A 17,014-nucleotide genomic window follows, 5' to 3' on the forward strand; every position below is an offset into this window, starting at 1 on the left:
GTTTCCCTGTCGTGGCATCACGACGAACTCCCGCATGATCAAGCTGCTGGCGGCTACGACGCGCGACCGCGCGCGGCTGAGCGAAATCCTGGGCGTGGCGACGCGCTTCGGCCTGGGCTGGCTGCTCGGCCGGATCGGGATCGGCTCGCCGGGCGATGCCGATCAGGATGCCGCGACCCTGCCCCGTCGGACGCGCGAGGCGCTGGAGGCGCTGGGCCCCACCTTCGTCAAGATGGGCCAGATCCTGGCGACGCGCGGCGACCTGATCGGTCCCGAATGGACCAGCGAGCTCGACCAACTGCACAGCGATGCCCCGCGCCTGCCCTTCGAGGCGATCCGCGACGCGGTCGAGGCGGCGCTGGGCGAGCCGCCCGAGACGGCATTCGCGAGCTTCGATCCCGAGCCGCTGGCGGCGGCGTCGATGGCGCAGGTCCACCGCGCGACGCTGCGCGACGGTCGCGAGGTGGTGCTCAAGATCCGCCGGCCCGGCATCCGGCCGCAGATGGAAGCCGACCTGCGGCTACTGGCCGGACTGGCCGAGGCGATCGAGGCGTCGAATGCCGAGGCGCGGCGGTTCCAGCCGCTGGCCATGGCGCGCCAGCTTGCCCGCGCGCTGCTCGAGGAACTCGATTTCACCCATGAGGGGCGCAACGCCGACCGGCTGCGCGAGGATCTGGCGCGCAATCCCGATGTCGTGGTGCCGGTGATCCACTGGCAATGGTCGTCCGAGACGTTGCTGGTGATGGACCATGTCGCCGGGGTGAAGCCCGATTCGGCGGAGCGGCTGGTCGAGGCGGGAATTGATCCGCAGGCAATCGCCGATCTGGGCGCCGACCTCGTGCTGGAAATGGTGATGATCAACGGGCGCTTCCACGGCGATCCGCATCCCGGCAACCTGCTCTGCCTGCCCGGCAACCGGCTGGCGCTGCTCGATCTCGGCTCGGTCGGCCAGGTCAGCGCGCGGCGGCGCGACGAATTCGTCGGCTTTCTCCAGTCGCTCCAGTCGGGCGACCCCGCCGCGCTGGCGGACACGCTGGCGGTCTGGTCGGCGGATGCGAACGTGCCGCGCAGCCGGATCGAGCGCGCAGCGGGCGAGGTCGTCGCGCGGCACGGCCAGGGACCGCTGGTCATGTCGAAGCTGGTTCCGGATTTCCTGCGGTTGCTGCGCGAGGACGGACTGGTGATGCCGCCCGACCTGCTGCTGATGTTCAAGGCGCTGATGACGATGGACGGCGTGCTGACGCGGATCGCACCCGGTTTCGACCTGTCGGCGGCGATGCGCCGCGCGCAGGGGCGGATCCTGGCCGATCGGCTGTCGCCCGAGCGCTGGGCGGCGACGGCACAGGCAATGGTGTGGGAGCTGAGCCGGATCGGCAACGGTGCGCCGCGGCTGATCCAGGCGGCGGTCCGCAGGCTCGAGGCCGAGCCGCCGGCCCAGGCAAGCAGCGGAGCGGCGATCCTGACCGCCGGCCGCTGGATCGCCTGGTCGATCCTGGGCGGTGGCGGCCTGATCGCCGCCGCGCTGATCGTCAGCTAGGCGTCACGCGCTCATCACATTGCGGCCGCGCATCACCGTCGCGCGGTGGCCGATCGTAGCCTTGAGCAACCGCTGGGTGATGGTGTCGACGAATACCCAGTCGTTGGTCACCCGATCGGGCATCAGCATCGTCGCCATATAGCCGCGCCGGCTCGTGTCGCACCATTTCAGCTCCGGATTGTGCCGCACCATCGCCGCGGCGACGGTCTTGGGATCGGTGCCCACCGCGCTTTCATATCCCGGAGAGGTGACCGCATGGCCGGCGAATTCGACCCCGGCCGCCCGGCCGTCCTGGGCCAGGTCATAGGCCCAGGCATTGTGGCTGTCGCCCGAGATCACGATCAGGTTGGCATTGACGGCCTGCGCCGATTTGAGGAACCGCTCGCGGGCCGCGGGGAAGCCGCCCCAATTGTCCATGTCGCTGGGCAGGCCAGCCTTGCCGGCGGTCACCCCGGCCGTGACATAGGCACGGGTGCGCGCATCCGAATCGGGCTTCAGCCAGTCGAGCGCCTCGACCGGGGCGAGCGTGTTGCCCATGATCGTGCCGAACCCGGCCATCTGCCAGCGCTGGCCGCGGCGAACCGAGTCTGCGAGCGCATGGCCGAGCCACGCCTCTTGTTCGCTGCCCAGCATCGAGACGCTGGGATCGTGATAGGCACCGTCGCGAAAGGCGGCGAGCGCCTTTGCCGGATCGGGATCCCTGAGGAATTTGGTGAGCGAGCGTTCGGGCGTGCGCCCCAGCAGCCGGCTCTCGGTGCGGAACAGGGTGACCAGCGTGCCGATATCGTAGCTGCCGAACGGCCGGTCGGACACCGGCATCCACTCGCGCCATGCCTGGAGCGCCGCGCCGCGCCGGACCGACCAGTCGCCTTCGTTGGGCTGGTGGTTCTGGGCACCGCCTTCCCAGCTGTTGTTGGCCGATTCGTGATCGTCCATCTGCGCCAGCATCGGCTTGGCGGCATGAAGCGCCTGCAGGTCGGGATCGGCGCGATAGCTGGCATAGCGCAGGCGATAGTCGGCCAGCGTCAGCGTCTCGTTGTCCGGTTGCGGGTAGCGGCCGTCGACCGGCCCGCCGGCGGGCGCATAGCCGGTCTTCGAATATTCGTAGAAATAGTCGCCGAGATGGACCGCAAGATCGATGTCTTCGCGCGCGGCGGCATGACCATAGGCGTTGAAATAGCCGAAGGGCAGGTTCGAGCAGGAGAAGATCGCGATGCCGAAGCGCCGCACATTCCCCTCGGGAAGCGTCTTTGTCTGGCCGACCGGCGACCGGGTCCCGTCGGGCGCGATGAAGCGATAGAAATAGCGCGTGCCGGGCTTCAGGCCCTGGACCACCGGCTTGACCGTCCAGTCGCGCCAAGGCCCGGTCTCGACCTCCGCGCCCGCGACGATCCGCGAGAAATCGGCCTGTTCGGATATCTCGGCGCGGACTCGAACCAGATCGCTGCCCGTCGCGACATAGCGCGTCCAGAGCAGCATCGTGTCGGTGCCGGGCTCGCCGCTGGCGACGTTATGGGTGAAGCCGGTCAGGTCGGCGACGGTGCCGGCGTGGGCGAAGCCCGGGATCGACAGGGCGCCCAGGCCGAGGCTGCCGGTGAGGACGAAGGAACGACGATCGATCGAGACGGTCATGAGCTCGGTTGCTCCCTTTCATCGACCGCTGTGCGCCCGTCCCGTGTCGAGATCGTGACAGCGGCGCCCGACCGGGCTAAGGGCCTTGATGGGGGCTCGGTTTCGAACGAGCTAGAGGGAATATCGGATGATCGCAGCGTCGCCGGCCATCGTGTCGCGCGCCTATGGCGCAGTGCCGCGTTGGGCCACGCTTCTGTTCGTGGCGGTCCTCGCGCGGATGATCACGTTCGGGAATCCGATCGTCCATGTCGACGAGGATTTCTATTTCACGACCGCGACTCGCTGGCTCGAAGGGGCGTTGCCCTATGTCGATGTGTGGGATCGCAAGCCCGTCGGGCTGTTCCTGATCTACCTGCCCGCCGCGGCGCTGGGCGTTCCGCTCGGCATCTATGCCTATCAGTTGATGGCGCTGGCCAGCGTGGTGATGACCGCGCTGCTGATCGCGAGAATCGCCGATCGCGCCGGCTGGCAGTCGGGTGCAACCACCGGCGCCGTGCTGTACATCCTGTTCCTGAATTTCGCCGACGGCCAGGGCGGCCAGTCGCCGATCTTCTACAACCTGCTGGTGATCGCCGCCTTCGCGGTGGTGCTGCCGCGCGTCGAGGACCGGCTCGACGACCCGCGCCGATTCGCGCGCGCAGCGGCCGCGATGCTGCTGTTCGGCCTGGCGATGCAGGTCAAATATTCAGCCATGTTCGAGGGCGCGTTCCTGGGCCTGTGGCTGTTGTGGCGGGAACACCGTTTGGGCGGGTCGCCGGCGCGCATCGCGCGCATCGCGCTGCCCCTGGTCCTGCTTGCCAGCCTGCCGACGATCGTCGCCTGGGCCAGTTTCGCCGCGATCGGCCATGGCGACGACTTCCTCTACGCCAATTTCGGATCGATTCTCGATCGCCGCAGCGACCTCTGGTACCTGCTGCTCCTCAATTTCCTCAAATGCGTACTGATCCTCGCCCCGCTGCTGTGGCTGGCCAGCCGGACATGGAAGATGCCGGTCGGCAACGCCCCCGCGGGAGCAGTCCGTGATCTCGCCTTTGGCTGGCTTGCCGCCTCGCTCTTCGGCTTCCTGGTCTTCGGATCCTGGTTCAACCATTATACGCTGCCGGTGATGGTGCCGGCAGCGATCTGCGCCAGCGGTTTCATCGGCAGCGACGGGCTGGGGCGGCGGCTGGCGCTGCCGCTGGTGATCGGATCGCTGGCGATCGGCCAGATCGTCGTGATCAGCTCGATCCTGATCCGCGGCACGGATCATCAGATCGAGGCGTTCGCCCAAGCGATCGGACGGGGTCCCGGCTGTCTCTATCTCTATTCGGGCAATTCCGCGCTCTACACCTATACCCGGCGCTGCGCCGTCACGCGCTGGACCTTTCCGAGCCACCTGACGCGCAACCGCGAAGAAGGCGCGGTGGGTGTCGATCAGGCGCAGGAGATCGACCGCATCTTCGAAAAGCGTCCGGAGTTCGTCGTGATGCGGCCGCCCTATCCGGGCGAACGTCCGGAAATCCGCGCCCGCGCCATCGCCCATCTGAAGCAGGATTATCGGCGACGCGGCGAATGGCCCGTCGGCAATCTGATGGTCGACCTCTACGAGGCGAAGGAGACACCGGCGCGCTGACCGCCACCGGCGCGTCGGGCATCGAGCAGGGTCTGGTAATAGTCCATCAGCGCAATCGCGTGGTCGCGGTCGGTTCGCACCTGTCCCGCGGCATGAATGCTCGCCGCCCGGAGGATGGCGGGTTCGCGGCGGAACAGGCGACGGATCGCATCGGCAGCCGAGCGCGCGTCGCGCGCGCGATAGGTCTCGGCAAATTCGGGTTCCGCGATCTCGGCGCATCCGCCCTCGTCCGGGACGATCAGCGGCAGGCCGGACGCGACCGCCTCGGAAGCGACCAGGCCGAATGGTTCGGCGTCGGAGCCGTGGATCAGCGCATCGCAGCTCGCCATGATCCGCGCGAGCCGTTCGCGATCATAGACCGGCCGGAACATGCGGATGTGCGGGCTGCCCGCCACCCGCGCCTCCAGCCGGCCGCGATCCATCCCGTCGCCCAGCATGATCAACCCCACCGGCATGTTGGCACCCGCCGCCTCGACCGCGTCGATCACCAGCGACCAGCGCTTTTCACGGTGATGGCGCCCCATACCGAGCAGCAGATGCCCCTCGGGCGGAAGGCCGATCTGGGCGAGGATCGATGCGCGCAGCCGTTCGTCGCGCAGATCGGGCGAGAAATAGCCGCGCTCGATGCCCAGCGGCATCGACGCATGCACGGTCAGCCCCCGCCTCGTGTAGCGCTTGGCCAGCGCGGGGCCGTTGGTGACGAAGACGTCGTAAAGCTGGAGGAAGCGCGCCATGTAGCGTGTGTACCAGCCGAACGCCTTCTCCACCTGCTCGGTGGTCGCGAGGCCGTCGAGCCAGCGTTGCGGATAGGCGCCGATATTGTCGTTATGCGCGAAGCAGACCTTCAGCGCATCGCCCTGCCATTTGCCCACGGTCCAGGCCGGACGGTGCGGCGCGGCGTTCTCGACCACGTCGGGCCGCAATTCGTCGAGCAGCCGCCAGATCGGCTCGTCATGGACGAAGATCGAATAGTTGCGATCGACGATCAGCGACGGCGACTTCACCCAATAGATACGGCCACCACCCGGGCGCTCCTCGACGCCGTCCCTGGGCCCGGGGGCGATGACGATCAGTTCATGACCCAGATCGGCCATGATCCCCATCTTGCGGTCGAGATAGGTCCGCACGCCCCCGCCGGTGGGCGAGTAATATTCGTTGACGTCGACCACCCGCATGACGGGTACCTTACTTCACCGGAGAAAAACCTGCGAGTCCGCTGACATATTGCGCGCGGATCGTGATCGAGGTGCCGGTCGCCGGCACGTTCACGATCGCCTGGCCGACCTTGGGGCGGCTGCGCCCGATCTTCTGGCCGCTGACGACGCCGACGCCGTCCTTCCAGATGTTGAACTTGTTCTTGCCGTCGCGGTCATGGGTGAAGAGGATCGCGAAGCGACCGGCGCGCGGCGCGCGGATGCACAGATTGACTGCGCCGCTCTGCGGCGTCTGCGCCCAGATTCGGGCGAAGTCCTTGTGCTCCTTCACCAGGTCGCGATCGTCCTTCAGGAAATCGGCCTCGGTTGCGGGATAGAGTTCGAGTTTCAGGCGACCGGCGCGGTCCTGCAGGCCGACGACCGATACGCGGATCGCCGGTCCGCCCTGGGCAGAGCAGGACGCAGTGGCCGGCTGGGGAGACTGGGCCGCAGCCGGGATCGCAGCAAAAACGCCCGCGATAACAAATGCTTGAGGAACTATTTTCATCATATCCAGCCTAAGCGCTTCGCGGCTGACTGTACGCTGAACACGCCGAGCAGGGCGATGTGCGCCAGCAGGCTGAGCGCCGCGACCAGTGCCATCAGCTCGCTGAGCGAATCCCCGGACCCGATCAGCCAGATCGTCGCGGTGGCGAAAATCGCTTCCTTGTTCGGCAAGAGCGGCACACGCGAGGCGAGCATCCGGACTGCCGCAAGGAACAGCCAGGTGCCGACCGCGACCTCGGGCATGGCGAAATGCCAGGCGAAGGCGAGCGACATCGTGCCGACGCTGAGCCGCAGCATGTGGATCGAGAAGATCCACACCAGCCTGCCGCGCGGCAGCGAGAAGACGCGCTTCGAGAACAGCACGAAGGGCAGGCACATGGCGATGATCACCGCCGCGGAAATCGCAACCGTCTTCGGGTTGACGATGTCGCGCGGCAGCATGTCCATGAACGGGATCAGCAGCAGGATCAGCAGGAGCGTGAAGACGTTGCCGGCGATCGCCGACTGGATCGTCACGTCCTTCACCGCGCCGAACGGGGCCGCGACCATCTGGGTCCGCTGGCGCGCCCAGGCGTAGAAATAGGCCTCGCCCGAATAGCCGACCACTGCCTCGTTCGCGATGCGCTTCTTGTGAAGCGCCGCCATCCCGCTGAGCGGAATGCCCCAGAGACGGCGGTAGATGAGATAGTCGAAGGTCGGCGGCCCGAGATAGAAGATCGCGATCGCGACGTAGAACAGCGGATGGGTCGGGATCGTCTGCTGCAATCCCGCCAGCCCCGATCCGAACAGTTCGCGGCCGAGCGCGGCGATCATCAGCACCGTCAGGACACCGGCCACCGCCAGCGGCCAGCGGCGCTTGATCTTCTCGATCGGTTCCAGTCCCGCAAGGTCGGGCGTGTTCTGCAGCGCCGCATCGACCGGATTGGTCAACGAGGCGTCGGTTCCGGGACTAGTCACCAAGCCAAAATTCCGCTTCGAGATGAAACATTCGCGACACGATCGGCATCAACTGCGTATATTCCATTGGGGTCCGCGACCTCCCACTGGAAACAGATTGCGGTTTCCTTGGGGGTGGATTTGGGCGTTAGAAAGGCGTCTCGCAAGACCATGCTGCAGCGCAAACAAGGCGAAGCGCATCATATCCTGTCGTTTGCGCAACGATTGCAGGGGGGCGGGGTAGAACGCGCGCTGATGCGTCTGGCGCTGGGCTGGCAGCGTGCGGGGCGCCGGGTGACGCTGATCATCGGCGATGGCGACGGTCCGCTGGCGCGCGAGATTCCCGAAGGGGTGACGGTCCATCGCCTGAACGATGGCAGCTATGCGGCACTGGCCCGCGCGGTGGCGGATATCGCGCGGCGCGAGCGGCCCGATATCCTGTTCTGCCCGGGCAATCATTATTCCGCCGTCGCAGGCTTCGTGCGGCTCAAGCTGGGCCGCGGGACGCCGCCGATCGTCGCCAAGATCTCCAATGCGCTGGTGCGGCCCGACATGACGGGCCTGTCCGCCTGGAGCTATCGCCGCTGGTTGCACCTGCATCGCCGGTTCCTCGATCACGTCGTCGCGATGACCCCGGCGACCGCGGCGGAAGCGCGGCGCGAGATGCGGCTGCACTCCGACCGGGTGAGCGTCATTCCCAATCCGCCTGCCGTCCCGATCCCGGGCGCGCCCGTCCTCGCCCTGCCCGATCGCCCGTTCCTGCTGGGGATCGGCCGACTGGAGCCGCAGAAGCGGTGGGACCGGCTGATCGAGGCGCTCCCGTCGCTCGAACGCGGCGATGTACGGCTCCTGATCCTGGGCGAAGGGAGCCTTCGCGGCGCGCTGGAGGCGCAGGTCGCGGCATTGGGGCTGGGGTCGCGGGTGTCCCTGCCCGGCCATGCCGCCGATCCGCTCCCGGCGCTGCGCGATGCCGCGGTGCTGGCGCTCACCTCCGACTATGAAGGCGTGCCGGGGGTGATTCGCGAAGCGCTGGCGCTGGGCACCCCGGTGGTGGCGACCGAGTCGAGCGTGGCGGTGCGCGAGCTCATCGCCGGCCCCGGCCACGGCGATGTGGTGGCGCGTGACGACCGGCATGCGTTGGTCGCCGCGCTGGATCGATGGCTCCGCCCCGATGCCGTCCGTCCGAGCCCCGTCGGGCCCGACGGCAGCGACCCGGTGTCGGCCTATCTCGACCTGTTCGACCGGGTCGCTCAGCGCGCGCCGGCGTAGCTCAGCCCGATCCACAGCGTCCGCGGGCTCGCGCGCTCGACCAGCCCGGGGCCGCTGATCCCGGCCTCGACCCGCGCGTCGAACAGGTTCTCGCCGCGAAGCTGAACCGCCAGGCCGCCGGTCACGGGCATGCGAACCGCCCCGTCGAGCGTGAACGCGCCGCGAAGCTGGCGCTGGTTCTGATCGTCCTCGAACTGCGGCCCGACATAGCGCGCGGTCAAGGACGCGCCCTTGCCGCCCCGCGCCCAACCGAGCGTCGCCGACCCCTGGTGCATCGCCGTCTGGGCGGGGCGCAGCCCGTCCAGCGGCGCGGACAGCCCGGCACCGCGCACCCGCGCATCGGTGAAGGCATAGGATGCGCCCACGCTGAACGACCCGAGCTGCCAGCGGATGTCGCTCTCGATCCCGCGAGCCTCGACCGCATCGAGATTCTCGCGCCGGCGATAGACCCCGGCAGCCGACACGAAGCCGACGCCGGGAAAATTGCCCGGGCCGGTGGCGACGGTCACATTGGCGATCGCACCGTCGATCCGGCTCCAATAGCCGGTGGTGCGCAGCGTGACATCGGGCAGCGGCGTGAGATCGAGCCCCAGCTCCGCCCCGATCAGCCGTTCGGGATCGAGCGCGGCATTGGCGGCGGTCGCATCGGCGCCGACGCGGAAGGGGCGGTACAGCTCGTTCAGGGTCGGCAGCCGCCAGCCGCGATAGCCGGCCGCGCGCACCGCCACCGCGTCGTCCAGGCGGAGCGCGGCCCCGAGCCGCCCGGTCGCCTCGATGCCGCTGCGATCGGCAAAGGTCAGATCGGTCAGCGCCGCCCCGCCCGCCAGCGGGGTTTCGCGCAGCATGCCGCCGGCAATCGTCCAGCCGTCCAGCCGGCCGCCGGCGTTGAGCGTCAGCGCCCCGGCCTCGTAGCTCAGGTCGGCAAAACCGCCATAGGTCGCGCTGCGCCCGCCCGCCTCGCGCCGCCGGGTCGGCGCACCCGCGACATAGGTGTAGCGCTCCTGCGTCCGGCCCTCGGTCGCGCGCACGTCGAGCCCGACGCGCAGCGTCGCGCCGCCGCCCAGCGGCGGGGCGATCTCGATCCGGCCGCCGATGCCGGTCGCCGGCACGCTATACTGGTCGAGCGTCGGGGTGGCGACGGTCCGGCCGTCGTTGACGCTGGCGAAGCCGCTCGCGAACTGGCGTGCCTGGACATAGGCAAGCGCCGACCATGCCCAGTCGCCTCGCCCGACGATGCGCAGGCTGGCATCGACCCCGTCGCTTGCCACCGGCGTGAAGTCGATGCCGCGATCGCGCCGGTCGCGGAAGCCCGACAGGTTCGCCTGAAGCTCAGCACCGCCAAGGTCGATGACCCCGCGCAGGGCGAGGCTGGCCTGTTCATAGGGCGCCGCCCGGTCGACCGGCCCGCGATCCTCCTCCACGATCGGGATGAAGCCGTCGCCCCGCGCATATTGGGCGGCGACCATCGCGAAGCCACGGTCGTTGCCGGCCGAGGCGACCAGGCTGGCATCGATGCTGTCGCGGTTGCCATAGGCAAGCTGCGCCGCCAGCGGTAGACGGGTCGCGCTGATCAATTCGATCGTACCGGCCAGCGCGCCTGGACCGGCATAGCCGCTGCCCCCGCCCCGGGTGATCCGCACCGCCGCCAGCCGCGACGGCAGATAGGCCGGGAAGGCGACCCAGCCGCCGAACGGATCGGCCTGGGGCACGCCGTCGAGCAGCAGCAAGGCGCGGCTGGACGCATTGCCGCCGAGGCCGCGCAAGGTGATCCCCTGGGCGGTCGGATGCGACGAGCGCGAATCGGAACGGCGGAACTGAGCAAGGCCGGCAGCGTCGCGCAGCGCATCGTCGAGGCGGTTGCTCGCCGTGCCCGCCAGCCGCTCGGCATCGATCGTCGTGACGGCATAGGCCGCCTCCCCCGGCGGCGCGTCGAGCCCTCGCCCGGTGACGACGATCTCCGCCACCGGCTCGCCGTCCTGCTGCTGCGCCTGGGCAGCGGCGGGCACGACCAGGCCGGCGGCGACCAGCCCTGCGATCCGCCTCACGTCGCGGTGCGATCGGGATGCGCGGCGGCGAATGCGGGCAGCGCCTGTGCCGCCGCATCGATCGCGACGAGCCGGGGAAAGGCGTCGAGCGGAACCTCGAACCGGCGGGCATTGTACATCTGCGGCACCAGGAAGATGTCGGCGATGCCCGGCGCGTCGCCGCCGAGATAATCGCGGTCGCCGGCCATCGCCTCCAGCGCCCCGAACCCCTCGGCGATCCAGTGGCGCGTCCAGGCGTTGCGCTGCTCCTCGTCCGCGCCCAGCTCGCGGCCGAGATAGCGCATCACCCTGAGATTGTTCAGCGGATGCACGTCGCAGCCGACCACCAGCGCCTGGGCGATCGCCGCGGCGCGGGCGGCCGGATCGGAGGGGATCAGCCGCGGGTCGGGATGGGTCGCATCGAGCCAGTCGATGATCGCCAGGCTCTGCGTCAGCACCAGCCCATCGACCTCCAGCGCGGGGACGAACCCCTGCGGGTTCAGCCGCAGATGCTCCGGGCTGCGCTGCTGATTCTCGAGCAGCATGACGTCGCGCCGCTCATAGGCCAGTCCCTTGAGGTTCAGCGCGATGCGCACCCGATAGGCGGCGGAGGAGCGGAAATAATCGTGGAGCAGCATGGCCTTGGCCTTAGCGACTGTTTGAAAAATCGCGAAAGGGCGATTTTTGGTCCGGCACCGGCCCGCAAGGCGCCCACAGGCGCATCCCCAAACGGTCTCCTAGCTGCCCGATCCCCGCTCCGCCGCTTCCTCGGCGGCGTCGCGGCGCCAGCGGAAGCGGCGCTCGCGGGCGATGCCCGCCTTTGCCGCGCGTTCCGATTCGCGTTGCAGCGCGACCTTGATCATCGCGACCATCGGATCGGCGAGGGCCAGGCCCATGAGGCCGAACAGCGTGCTGGCCAGGATCTGCGCCGACAGGGTCAGGGCAGGCGGCAGGTCGACGGTGCGCTTCGCCACCAGCGGGATCAGGACATAGCCGTCGAAGGTCTGGACCCCGAAATAGATGCCGATCGCCCAAAGCCCCTGTTCATAGCCGGCACTGAACCCGACCGAGACCATCAGCACGCCCGAGACGAACGCGCCGATATTGGGCACGAAGGCGAGGATGCCGGTGATGATCCCCAGCAGCAGCGCCATCGGAACCCCGGCATACCAGAGCAGCAGCCAGGTCAGCGTCCCTTCGAACAACATGCCGAGCAGCCGCCCGGCCAGCAGCACGCGCAGCGTGCGCGCCATGCGGGCGAGCGTGACGGCGAACTCGTCGCGCGCATCGATCGGCACCATCCATTGCAGCCCACGCTCGTACAGCCGCGGCTCGATCGCGATGAACAGGCCGATCGTCACGATCATCAGGAAGCTGCCGGCGACGCCGAGCACGGTGCCGACCGCCGAGGTGAGCTTGCCGATCGATCCCAGCGCCTGCTGGGCGATGCCGGTCAGGTCGGACCGGCCGGGCATCAGCCCCGTCTGCGCGATCCAGCCGGTCACCCGCTGCGCCTGGACGTCGAGCGTCGAGCGCAGCTGCTCGACCTGCTGGGCGATCTGGACGCCGGCCAGATAGAAGGTACCGATGACGAAGACGGCCACCAGCACCACGACGATCAGCAGCCGCAGCCCGCGCGGCAGCGGCGCGACCTTGCCGAGCAGGCGCACGCCGCCGTCCAGCATCGAGGCGAACACCAGCGCGCCGAAGATGATCAGCAGCGGCTGGATCAGCAGCACGATCAGGGCGATGCCGATCGCCAGGCCGAACCACACCGAGGCGCGGCGAAGTTCGGCGCGCACGACCGGGTCGCGCATCTCGTTGGGCCCGGGCTCGTGGACGATATCGACCGATTCGGCCGCTGCGGTCCGGGCCGATTCGTCGCTCATGGCGCGGCCGGCGCCGGAGTCGGGGTGGCGCTCGGGTGAAGCGACTGGCCGGTGCGGCCGGGGCGGAGCGATCCGAACCAGGTGAGCGGGTTCCAGCTGGCGCTGCCGTCGAGCGAGAAGGTGATGAATTCGGCGCGGCCGCCGATATTCTCCCACGGCACCGGCCCGCCCAGCCCCTTGAGCTCGAGCGGGTAGCGGCTGTCGGCGCTGCGATCGCGATTGTCGCCCATCAGGAACACATGATCCTTGGGAATGGTCCGCTCGGCATAGGTGTCGTTCGGCATCACGCCCAGGTCGACCGTATCGTAGGACACGCCGTTGGGCAGCGTCTCGCGATAGATCGGCAGGCTGCAATAAGGCTTGCCGTCGGCGCCCTCGACCCGCCGCCCGGGATATTCGATCGGGTCACAGCGCGTGTTCCCATCGATCGGGATCAGCCGGTCGCCCGTATAGCGCCGCGGCACCGGCTTGCCGTTGAGGAACAGGATCCCGCCCTGCACCGCCAGCCGGTCGCCCGGCAGGCCGACCACGCGCTTGATATAGTCGGTATCGGATCCCGGCGGGGTGACGATCACCACGTCGCCGCGCTCGGGCATATGGCCGAACAGCCTGCCCTTCATGAACGGCAGCAGGTGGAAGGTCGGGGTGACGAACGAATAGCCATAGGGATATTTGGTCACCACCAGCCGATCACCGACCAGCATGCCGGGCAGCATCGATTCGGACGGGATGTAGAAGGGTTTGGCGATCAGGCTGTGGAAGCCCAGCACCGCGATCACCAGCCAGAAGACGCCGCGCACCTCCGCCCACCAGTCGGTTCGACGGGGGGGACGCTTTCGGGTCAGGACGATATCGGGTGCGGTCAATTCGGGGCTTTCGGCGATCACGCGATCGGGATCGCTTCGATCACGACAAAGGCCTGGGCCCAGGGGTCGTCGTCGGTCAGGGTCAGGTGCACGCGCGCCTCATGGCCATCGGGGATCAGCCGGTCGAGCGCCGCCTGCGCCCCGCCGGCCAGCGCCAGCGTCGGAGCACCCGACGGCGCGTTGACCACGCCGATATCCTTCATGAACACGCCGCGGCGGAACCCCGTTCCCACGGCCTTGGAAAAGGCTTCCTTGGCCGCGAACCGCTTGGCCAGCGTGGCGGCGCGGGTGTGCGGCCGGCGTCGGGCCTTGCCCAGCTCGACCTCGGTAAAGACGCGATTTTCGAACCGCTCGCCGAACCGCTCGAGCGAGTTGCGGATCCGCTCGATATTGCACAGGTCGGAACCCAGGCCGACGATCATGACTCTTCTCCGGCGGACGCAGCCTCGGTGATCAACTCGTCGCGGACCCGCGTCAGGACCTCTCCCAGCCAGTTGGTCCCGCGCCAACGGCTCCTGTCGAGGGCGGCTGGATCATCCGCGGCCAGGCCGATGCCCCAGATCCGGTCGAACGGGCTCGCCTCGACCAGCGTCGTGCCGGCGGTTTCGAGCAGCAGCGCCTTGAGGTCGGGATTCGCGGCATATTTGGCGCGATTGCCCTTCAGAACGATCTCGCGCGCGACGGCATTCCACCGCTCCGCGTCGAAATTGGCGACGCGGCGGCCCAGCGCCTTCTGCTCGCGCGGGCTGTCCGTCGCCAGGATTTCGGCAAGCGTCGTCTGATCCTCGAACAGCCTCGCCTTTTCCGCCATCATATATTGCTCGGCGGTGACGTAGCGCGTCCCATCGATCTCGAACGGGCTGGGATGCCACTGCGAAAAGGGATCGTTCCAGAAGAAGGTGAACCGTTCCTCGCTCACCGCGCTTCGTCCATCAGCGCGCGCATGCGCATCACGACGGGCGCGAGGCCGTCGAAGATCGCCTCGCCGATCAGGAAATGGCCGATATTGAGCTCGGCCAGCTGCGGGATGGCGGCGACGGGCACGACATTGTCGAAGGTCAGGCCGTGGCCGGCATGCGGCTCGATCCCGTTCTTGGCCGCCAGCGCGGCAGCGTCGGCGAGTCGACGCAGTTCCTCCGCCTGAGCCGGGCCCTCGAGTTCGGCGTAGCGGCCGGTGTGCAGTTCGACGACCGGCGCGCGCAGGCGCAGCGCGGCCTCGATCTGGCGCGGATCGGGTTCGATGAACAGGCTGACGCGGCATCCGGCATCGTTCAGCTGCGCGATCATCGGCGCGAGGTGGTTGTGCTGGCCCGCGGCATCGAGCCCGCCCTCGGTGGTGCGCTCCTCGCGCTTCTCGGGCACGATGCACACCGCGTGCGGGCGATGACGCAGCGCGATCGCCAGCATCTCCTCGGTCGCCGCCATCTCCAGGTTGAGCGGCACGGTCAGCCCGGTCGACAGGCGCGCGATGTCGTCGTCGGTGATGTGGCGGCGGTCCTCGCGCAGATGCGCGGTGATGCCGTCGGCCCCGGCCTCGGCCGCGAGCAGCGCGGCGCGGACCGGGTCGGGATAGCCGCTGCCGCGTGCGTTTCGCACCGTGGCGACATGGTCGATATTGACCCCCAGGCGCAGCTTGCCGCTCACGCCGTCACGCGGCTTCCGGGCTTGATCGCGGGAATCGCCGCCAGCTCCGGCGGCAGCTGGTCGGCCGGATAGGCGGGCACGTCCATCTTCAGCAGCGAGACCAGCGGCACGCCGATATCGGCGGTGCCGTTCGACCGGTCGACGATGCAGGCCGCGCCGAGCAGCGTGCCCGGAAACTTGCGAATCGAGGCGATGCATTCGCGCGACGACAGGCCGGTGGTGACGATGTCCTCGACCATCACGATCCGGGCGCCCTCGGGAATCTCGAAGCCGCGGCGCAGCTGGAACTCGCCGTCCTCGCGCTCGACGAACACCGCCTTGCAGCCGAGTGCGCGCGCAGTCTCGTATCCCGGGATGATCCCGCCGATCGCGGGCGAGACCACCAGGTCGACCTCGCCGAACGTGTCGCGGATCAGCGCGCCGAGCCGCGAACAGACGCGCTCGGTCCGCGCCGGATCCTCGAAGATTCGCATCTTCTGCAGGAACACCGGCGAGCGCAGCCCCGACGAGAGAATGAAATGTCCTTCCAGCAACGCACCGGCGTCACGGAATTCGGCAAGAATCGGGTCTTCGGTCACGCGCGCTCCCAGGGTCAACAGGGTTGGCGCGTACTTAGGACTCGTGCGCCGGTGCCGCAACGGCAATGCAAAAAGCTGTTGAGCAGACCCCCTGCCAGCGTATAGGCCCCACGATACGGCAAGTTTCGTAAGCAGATTCCGCTCGCTTCGGCGCTTCTGAACAGGGTGAATATCGACGATGCGCATGCTTGGGTTGACCACGATTGTCCTGGCGGCGGGCCTCGCGCTCGCAGGCCCGGCAACCGCCCAGAACACCGCGGCCCCGGCCGCCGCCAACGCGCCGACCGAGGCTTCGGCCGGTGGCGCACAGGCCAACAGCTCGGCTCCGGCAACTGCCGACGCGCCCGCACCTGCGGTCGCCGACCCGCTGCTCAATGCCGACGGCACGCCGAAAACGGCACCGCAGGCAGGCATCGGCATGCCCGTCGACGGGCATATCACGCTGCAGCAGCAGGTGACTCCGAACGGCCGCGAGGCGCATTGGTTTCACGATGCCATCCTGCTCCCGCTGGTCATCGCGATCTCGATCTTCGTCCTGATCCTGCTGATGTGGGTGATCTTCCGCTATCGCCGGGCAGCCAACCCGACCCCGTCCAAGACCGCGCACAATACCGCGATCGAGGTGGTCTGGACGCTGCTGCCGGTCCTGATCCTGGTGGTCGTGGCGGTCCCGTCGATCCGGCTTCTGGCCAATCAGTTCAAGCCTGCACCCGACAATGCCGTGACGCTGAAGGCGATCGGCAACCAGTGGTTCTGGAGCTATGAATATCCCGACCATGGCGGGATCGAGCTGACCGCGAACATGCTGAAGGAAAAGGACCAGGTCGCTGCCGGCACCCGCTATCGCACCGAAGCGGACGGCCCCCGTCTGCTGGCGACCGACACCCGCGTCGTGCTGCCTGTCGGGGTACCGATCCGACTGCTCGCCACCGCGAACGACGTGATCCACTCCTGGGCGATCCCCGCTTTCTGGATCAAGCTCGACGCGGTACCTGGCCGCATCAACGAGACGTCGTTCACCATCGAGAAGCCGGGCGTCTATTATGGTCAGTGCTCGGAACTGTGCGGCGCGCGTCACGCCTTCATGCCGATCGTGGTCGAGGCAGTGACGCCGGCCCAGTTCGAGGCCTGGGTCCGTGCCAAGGGCGGCACGATGCCGGCCGTCGGCAAGCCCAGCGCGGCAACGCCGGCACAGCCCGGCAGCGACGCCACCGACGACACCGCCACCCCCGCCAACGGCACCGGGCCGGTCGTGAACGCGATCGACGTGCCCGCGACCACCAACCAGGCCGCCACGGCGAACCCCGCCGGCGCAGGGAACTGAGAC

At 68.5% G+C, this 17,014-nt stretch carries 16 protein-coding genes; 4 read left to right on the forward strand and 12 right to left on the reverse strand.

The window, feature by feature from the left end; all coding sequences use genetic code 11:
• The first annotated feature begins 34 nt into the window (after nucleotides 1-34).
• Nucleotides 35-1,537 (forward strand): ABC1 kinase family protein, encoded by a 1,503-nt coding sequence (locus tag TPR58_RS00700; protein WP_346244680.1) that lies wholly within the window; start codon nucleotides 35-37, stop codon nucleotides 1,535-1,537.
• Nucleotides 1,538-1,540: 3 nt separating this feature from the next.
• On the opposite strand, the gene TPR58_RS00705 is transcribed toward TPR58_RS00700, so the two are convergent.
• Nucleotides 1,541-3,169 (reverse strand): alkaline phosphatase D family protein, encoded by a 1,629-nt coding sequence (locus TPR58_RS00705; protein ID WP_346244681.1) that lies wholly within the window; start codon nucleotides 3,167-3,169, stop codon nucleotides 1,541-1,543.
• Between the two features lie 127 nt (nucleotides 3,170-3,296).
• Here TPR58_RS00705 and TPR58_RS00710 point away from each other — a divergent pair, with 127 nt between their 5' ends.
• Nucleotides 3,297-4,781, forward strand: coding sequence for a hypothetical protein (locus TPR58_RS00710; protein ID WP_346244682.1), 1,485 nt, complete (start codon nucleotides 3,297-3,299; stop codon nucleotides 4,779-4,781).
• Here the strand turns inward: TPR58_RS00710 and TPR58_RS00715 are convergent.
• Genes TPR58_RS00715 through TPR58_RS00725 form a run of 3 tightly spaced genes read right to left on the reverse strand, consistent with a single transcriptional unit; the run spans nucleotide 4,751 to nucleotide 7,438 of the window.
• Nucleotides 4,751-5,956, reverse strand: a complete 1,206-nt coding sequence (locus TPR58_RS00715; RefSeq protein WP_346244683.1) for a glycosyltransferase — start codon at nucleotides 5,954-5,956, stop codon at nucleotides 4,751-4,753. The genes TPR58_RS00710 and TPR58_RS00715 overlap by 31 nt on opposite strands.
• Before the next feature lie 10 nt (nucleotides 5,957-5,966).
• Nucleotides 5,967-6,482, reverse strand: coding sequence for a DUF2141 domain-containing protein (locus tag TPR58_RS00720; protein ID WP_346244684.1), 516 nt, complete (start codon nucleotides 6,480-6,482; stop codon nucleotides 5,967-5,969).
• The gene (locus tag TPR58_RS00725; protein ID WP_346244685.1) at nucleotides 6,482-7,438 is read right to left on the reverse strand and encodes a hypothetical protein; all 957 of its coding nucleotides are present in this window, start codon (nucleotides 7,436-7,438) and stop codon (nucleotides 6,482-6,484) included. The genes TPR58_RS00720 and TPR58_RS00725 overlap by 1 nt, the downstream gene beginning before the upstream one ends.
• Nucleotides 7,439-7,672: 234 nt before the next feature.
• Here TPR58_RS00725 and TPR58_RS00730 point away from each other — a divergent pair, with 234 nt between their 5' ends.
• The gene (locus TPR58_RS00730; protein ID WP_428835677.1) at nucleotides 7,673-8,686 is read left to right on the forward strand and encodes a glycosyltransferase; all 1,014 of its coding nucleotides are present in this window, start codon (nucleotides 7,673-7,675) and stop codon (nucleotides 8,684-8,686) included.
• On the opposite strand, the gene TPR58_RS00735 is transcribed toward TPR58_RS00730, so the two are convergent.
• From TPR58_RS00735 to pyrE, 8 genes are all read right to left on the reverse strand, one after another.
• Nucleotides 8,668-10,731 (reverse strand): TonB-dependent receptor, encoded by a 2,064-nt coding sequence (locus tag TPR58_RS00735; RefSeq protein WP_346244687.1) that lies wholly within the window; start codon nucleotides 10,729-10,731, stop codon nucleotides 8,668-8,670. The two genes, TPR58_RS00730 and TPR58_RS00735, sit on opposite strands and share 19 nt — an antisense overlap.
• A complete protein-coding gene (gene maiA / locus TPR58_RS00740) occupies nucleotides 10,728-11,348 on the reverse strand; it encodes a maleylacetoacetate isomerase (protein WP_346244688.1) in 621 nt (206 codons plus the stop codon). Before maiA ends, TPR58_RS00735 begins: the two co-directional genes overlap by 4 nt.
• Before the next feature lie 99 nt (nucleotides 11,349-11,447).
• Nucleotides 11,448-12,599 carry an AI-2E family transporter gene (locus TPR58_RS00745; RefSeq protein ID WP_346244689.1) on the reverse strand — a complete coding sequence of 384 codons (1,152 nt, stop codon included), beginning with the start codon at nucleotides 12,597-12,599 and terminating at the stop codon, nucleotides 11,448-11,450.
• On the reverse strand, nucleotides 12,596-13,465 hold the full coding sequence (lepB, locus tag TPR58_RS00750) for a signal peptidase I (RefSeq protein ID WP_346245108.1): 870 nt from the start codon (nucleotides 13,463-13,465) through the stop codon (nucleotides 12,596-12,598). The genes TPR58_RS00745 and lepB overlap by 4 nt, the downstream gene beginning before the upstream one ends.
• Before the next feature lie 17 nt (nucleotides 13,466-13,482).
• Nucleotides 13,483-13,887: a holo-ACP synthase gene (gene acpS / locus TPR58_RS00755; RefSeq protein WP_346244690.1), complete on the reverse strand. Its 405-nt coding sequence runs from the start codon at nucleotides 13,885-13,887 to the stop codon at nucleotides 13,483-13,485.
• Nucleotides 13,884-14,384, reverse strand: coding sequence for a riboflavin biosynthesis intermediates N-glycosidase (gene ybiA, locus TPR58_RS00760; protein WP_346244691.1), 501 nt, complete (start codon nucleotides 14,382-14,384; stop codon nucleotides 13,884-13,886). The genes acpS and ybiA overlap by 4 nt, the downstream gene beginning before the upstream one ends.
• The gene (locus TPR58_RS00765) at nucleotides 14,381-15,109 is read right to left on the reverse strand and encodes a pyridoxine 5'-phosphate synthase (protein WP_346244692.1); all 729 of its coding nucleotides are present in this window, start codon (nucleotides 15,107-15,109) and stop codon (nucleotides 14,381-14,383) included. Before TPR58_RS00765 ends, ybiA begins: the two co-directional genes overlap by 4 nt.
• A complete protein-coding gene (gene pyrE, locus TPR58_RS00770; protein WP_346244693.1) occupies nucleotides 15,106-15,687 on the reverse strand; it encodes an orotate phosphoribosyltransferase in 582 nt (193 codons plus the stop codon). The genes TPR58_RS00765 and pyrE overlap by 4 nt, the downstream gene beginning before the upstream one ends.
• 184 nt (nucleotides 15,688-15,871) lie before the next feature.
• Here pyrE and coxB point away from each other — a divergent pair, with 184 nt between their 5' ends.
• Nucleotides 15,872-17,011, forward strand: a complete 1,140-nt coding sequence (coxB, locus tag TPR58_RS00775) for a cytochrome c oxidase subunit II (RefSeq protein ID WP_346244694.1) — start codon at nucleotides 15,872-15,874, stop codon at nucleotides 17,009-17,011.
• The last annotated feature ends 3 nt before the right edge of the window (nucleotides 17,012-17,014 follow it).

The sequence above is a fragment of the Sphingomonas rustica genome (genome assembly GCF_039652585.1).
Taxonomy (GTDB): domain Bacteria; phylum Pseudomonadota; class Alphaproteobacteria; order Sphingomonadales; family Sphingomonadaceae; genus Sphingomonas; species Sphingomonas rustica.

Excerpts from the sequence above, each read along its gene's own strand:
- TPR58_RS00700 (WP_346244680.1), top strand. The coding sequence starts at position 35 with ATGATCAAGCTGCTGGCGGCTACGACGCGCGACCGCGCGCGGCTGAGC.
- TPR58_RS00705 (WP_346244681.1), bottom strand. The coding sequence starts at position 3,169 with ATGACCGTCTCGATCGATCGTCGTTCCTTCGTCCTCACCGGCAGCCTC.
- TPR58_RS00710 (WP_346244682.1), top strand. The coding sequence starts at position 3,297 with ATGATCGCAGCGTCGCCGGCCATCGTGTCGCGCGCCTATGGCGCAGTG.
- TPR58_RS00715 (WP_346244683.1), bottom strand. The coding sequence starts at position 5,956 with ATGCGGGTGGTCGACGTCAACGAATATTACTCGCCCACCGGCGGGGGC.
- TPR58_RS00720 (WP_346244684.1), bottom strand. The coding sequence starts at position 6,482 with ATGAAAATAGTTCCTCAAGCATTTGTTATCGCGGGCGTTTTTGCTGCG.
- TPR58_RS00730 (WP_428835677.1), top strand. The coding sequence starts at position 7,673 with ATGCGTCTGGCGCTGGGCTGGCAGCGTGCGGGGCGCCGGGTGACGCTG.
- maiA (WP_346244688.1), bottom strand. The coding sequence starts at position 11,348 with ATGCTGCTCCACGATTATTTCCGCTCCTCCGCCGCCTATCGGGTGCGC.
- TPR58_RS00745 (WP_346244689.1), bottom strand. The coding sequence starts at position 12,599 with ATGAGCGACGAATCGGCCCGGACCGCAGCGGCCGAATCGGTCGATATC.
- acpS (WP_346244690.1), bottom strand. The coding sequence starts at position 13,887 with ATGATCGTCGGCCTGGGTTCCGACCTGTGCAATATCGAGCGGATCCGC.
- coxB (WP_346244694.1), top strand. The coding sequence starts at position 15,872 with ATGCTTGGGTTGACCACGATTGTCCTGGCGGCGGGCCTCGCGCTCGCA.